This window comes from Methylobacterium sp. J-048 (assembly GCF_022829515.1).
GTDB lineage: Bacteria > Pseudomonadota > Alphaproteobacteria > Rhizobiales > Beijerinckiaceae > Methylobacterium.
Genome location: NZ_JAKSYL010000304.1, coordinates 1 through 3,819, shown reverse-complemented (window position 1 = coordinate 3,819; position 3,819 = coordinate 1). Strand labels below are relative to the sequence as shown.

5 protein-coding genes are annotated in these 3,819 nt (G+C 57.5%); 3 read left to right on the top strand and 2 right to left on the bottom strand.

Annotated features, from left to right (window positions below):
- Nucleotides 1-444: 444 nt before the first annotated feature.
- A complete protein-coding gene (locus tag MKL09_RS31470) occupies nt 445-1,893 on the bottom strand; it encodes an ATP-binding protein (RefSeq protein ID WP_244025874.1) in 1,449 nt (482 codons plus the stop codon).
- A 58-nt stretch (nt 1,894-1,951) separates the two neighbouring features.
- Complete coding sequence (locus MKL09_RS32445) at nt 1,952-2,299, bottom strand: transcriptional regulator (protein WP_409567028.1); 348 nt, start codon at nt 2,297-2,299, stop codon at nt 1,952-1,954.
- A 159-nt stretch (nt 2,300-2,458) separates the two neighbouring features.
- Between MKL09_RS32445 and MKL09_RS31460 the strand changes: the two genes are divergently transcribed.
- From MKL09_RS31460 to MKL09_RS31450, 3 genes are read left to right on the top strand one after another with little or no spacing between them, the layout of a single operon-like run.
- Entirely contained in the window at nt 2,459-2,989 is a 531-nt protein-coding gene (locus MKL09_RS31460) for a hypothetical protein (RefSeq protein WP_244025873.1), read from the top strand.
- Entirely contained in the window at nt 2,986-3,204 is a 219-nt protein-coding gene (locus tag MKL09_RS31455; RefSeq protein WP_244025872.1) for a hypothetical protein, read from the top strand. Before MKL09_RS31460 ends, MKL09_RS31455 begins: the two co-directional genes overlap by 4 nt.
- Nucleotides 3,205-3,657 (top strand): hypothetical protein, encoded by a 453-nt coding sequence (locus tag MKL09_RS31450; RefSeq protein WP_244025871.1) that lies wholly within the window; start codon nt 3,205-3,207, stop codon nt 3,655-3,657.
- The last annotated feature ends 162 nt before the right edge of the window (nt 3,658-3,819 follow it).

Below are 3,819 nucleotides of genomic sequence, written 5' to 3'. Positions count from 1 at the left end.
GGGGGTGGGGAGGTGTGCAGGATGGGGGCCGGGGAGATGGTGGTGGCGGTGGTTGGCTGGGGAGGAGGGGGGAGGGATGTGGTGGGGGGCGCACGCAGCGGCTCTGGCCGACAGGGAGGGGAGGGGGGAGGGGGGGGGGGGGGGGGGGTGGGGGGGGGGGGGGGGGGAGATGCGGTGGTGGTGGATTAGGAAGATGGGCACGCTTGGCAACGGAGCGGGGTGGGGGGGGGTGGGGGGGGGGGGGGGGCAGAAAGCGGTTGACGAAAACATTTACTCCTTTGCGGCGGCCAGCGGCCTTGGGTCGCTGTCGGCTTGCCAATCACCGGTTTCCCCGTGCGATCAAGACCCGATCAAGAGAAAAAGACAGCCTAACGGCGCAAAAACGCTATCACTGCCATGGGCTTAGGTCGGCCTCACGATGCCCGATCAAAACCCGATCAAGAACTAGGCCCACTGAGGAACATACCCGGCCCGTGGGGCGTCCGGATCGGCGGGGCGGATCAGGCCACTTTTTAGCGCATCCTTGATAATCCGCGAAGCTTGAGCGGCATTCTGTCTGGCTATGCCGAGTCGGTCGCAAAGCGAGCTGTTCGTCATTTTTGAGTTAGCTAGCACCTTCAAAACCGCGTGTTGATATGCGGCTCTCACTCGTTCGGCCTGTGTCATTTCACCAAACTGCCTTGGCGCGAGCAGGATGGCCTTCATGTTATCACCTTCGGTCCGGAAATCCGGTGGAGGCAGTTGAAATATTTCCGCAGCGTTTACAGTTTTGTCTATACCTGTGCCCTGCTCTTCGCAGATTTTCATTCGTCTCATAATTGAAGCCAGATTTTCGTTTCGCGATCTCGGAGGAAGATCTATGATCCTCTGAGGATCGTTCAAGCTTGGCCCGGGGTTTGTAATTTCCATTCTGTCGTCAAATATCTCTATCATGGGGCCAGAGCCCCGTATTGTCATATCTTGGTGTATCAACGAATTTGCAACCAATTCTCGCACGGCAATTTCGGGATAAATTCTCCGCTCCTCACGGAACGCCTGCCCGATATGCTCATTCAGAGGCAAAAGCCTATTAATATATCCTAGTAGACCTTCAAATCCAGAGGCATAACCTTTATTGCCGATCCTTCTTCGCTTTGTGTTGATGCGATCTTTTCCGCTATATTCAATTACTCTAATGGCTTTTCTATCTATATTTTCAAAAGCGTCGAGCCTATGAGCAAACAATATTGCACCTAAATTAAGTATTTTCCATTTACCACCGACATCGGGGGCTATCAAAAAGTCCTCAGCAAGGCGAAGTAACATTTTTTCTGTTTCAAAAGGCTTAGGTTGCTTGGTCAATTCGAAATAGGAGTCCGCATCTAATAAATCTATCACTTCCTCAGTAGACTGAAAATGTTTTGATACGCCACGTTCCCAAGCGAAAGCTTGTATTTTTGACCAAAGAGCGCCCTCTTTATCGCGGTGATCTGATAAAAGTGTTGTTGCGCTACCTACCCTAATATATGCCTGTCTATTGAAAGTCACAGGCGCGTGACTAGCAGCCGGAATTTCAAGAACAACAACTTTACCTTCGCCCGTTGTGAGGCTATGGAATACTAAATGAGGTCGCGGATCCAGCATTTTTGCAAGCCACATTTCGAGAGGGTCTTTCCCAACAGTTTCCCTCGCCACCTCAAAATCAGTCCCAACTATCTCATGTGTCTCGTCTTCAATTCCCCAAACAAGATACGCAACTTCCTTATCGGCGAGTCTTGCCGAGTTAGCCAACGCAGAAACTGATTTGCCTATCATCTGAGATTGATAGTTGTTCTTTTTGAATTCCACCCAAGGTAATTCCGCCGGAAGACGACGCAAGTCTTCAACTAGCGCGATTAGTCTATCTTCCAACATGGGTCAGTAGCACCTAAAACAATAATGCCAACAGCTCGGGCACAACCTCAGAAAATTTTTATTCCGCACTGGGTCTTCGCAGCCGCACCCCAGGCCCCTCGCCGTTCTCCTCAATGAAGATGACGCCAGCGGCTTCGAGAGCGGCCTGTAGGGCGGCGACGGTTCGGCCCTTAAGCTCTTCGCCAGCCTCAAAGCGCGACACCGTGTTGGTCGAGACCTGAGCCTGATCGGCCAGTTCGCGGATGCCAATCCCAAGCCCGGCCCGGGCCATCTTACATTGAGCGGGCGTCAAAATCGCGTCCTTGCTGCGAATTCGCATTGACACCGCAAAAGCAGTGCGTATGTTCGCAACACAGTAGCGAAATCGCTGCTGAATCTCAAGCGGCCTGCCAAGGTGTTCGAGCACCGCAGCAGGCCTAGCCCTCAACGTCTGGGATCTCCGTCAATGGCTAGTCACGCTCATAGCACACGCACGCCCTTATTACCCCAGTCCGGCAACCTGCGGCCCTTATTAGGCCAGGGGTCCGGCAGGCAGCTGGGCCCCGTCTCCAGGGCCATCCAAGCCATGCGAGCGGCCGAACCGCTACCGGCCGCCGACGCCGCGATCGAGGCCATCCGCGAGGGTCTGATCCGCTACTTCGTCAAGCAAGACGGGGCCGACCACCAGCGCGTTCGTCAGCTGCGCCGCCGCATTGCCGACCGGATTGAAGCGGACTTGGCGTTATTAGATGCGCTCGACCCCGACCCGGAGGCCGAGCCGTGCCTTGGGGCTTCCGAGCCCTTCACCGTCGGCCCAGCCATCGATTGGGTTTACGGCAGCGGAGACGACCGCGAGGAAGATGCCGGCGACGATCGCGAGCACGAGAACGAACACGGCGGCGACATCCAAGATGAGCCGCACGATGAGGAGCCGGACCGAGAGCCGAGCCTGTGCGGCCTCACCGTCAACGCCTCCATCCTGGCTGGGGACGAGTGGTCCGGCAGCGATCTTGAGAACGATGACGAGCGCGAGCCGGAGACGGTGGAGGGCTGGTCGCAGCCAACGTTCATGGATGGCGGTGCCTACGCGCAGGACAGCTTCGGGAGGCGCGCATGAGCGTCCGCGATCAGCTGTTCTCGATTATCAGCGACATGGAAGACGATGTTGCCGATGTGGCTCGTTGGGGTGAGGTTGTTCGGCTCCTTGGCACCGTGTCCTGCAACATCGATCCGGGCGTCCTATGGGTGATCGGGAAGCCCCTTACCGAACTTGGCGAACGGATCGACGCCAAGTGGAATCGGGCTCACCAAGCAGCGGGAGGGCAGCCATGAGTGTCGCGACCCGCCGCACTCGGCGCCATCCTCGCCGCCCCACTGACAGGTGGGGTCGTCATGGCCCTACCTTCAGGCCCCAAGAACCTGCCGGACCATGAAGCCCAGTTCCTCGCCGTCGCGCCTCGCATGGTTGCGTTATTGGATGAGTACGATCGGCTCTGGGCTCTGAGTCATGAACCCTATGCGATCTACGAGCAGGCACGGGGACGAGGGCGCTACAAGCCCGAGCATGAAAAGCTACCGGAATGGTTCGCCTATATCGAGGCGCGCCGTCCGGCTGACGATCTCGATGCGATCCTTGAGGAGATGTACGAGCCCTATCGCGACCTGCGGCTGGTGAGCTTCGAAGCGATCAAGCTTCGCCACCGCTACGGCATGACCTTCGATTGGGCACGCGACGATCTGCTTGAGGATCTGGACGCGATATGGGGGAGGAAGCCATGCGCCTGATCAGCCCGTTCATCATCGCGGTGGCATGGTGGCACACGAGGCGGGTCCGCCGTGCCACCCACGACATGCGCAGGGCGAACTACTACGCCACCCGGAGTCTGCGGACGCTGATCGCGGTGGGTCGAGGCCCGATCCCGCGCACGCTCAGCGGCGTGCCGGCGA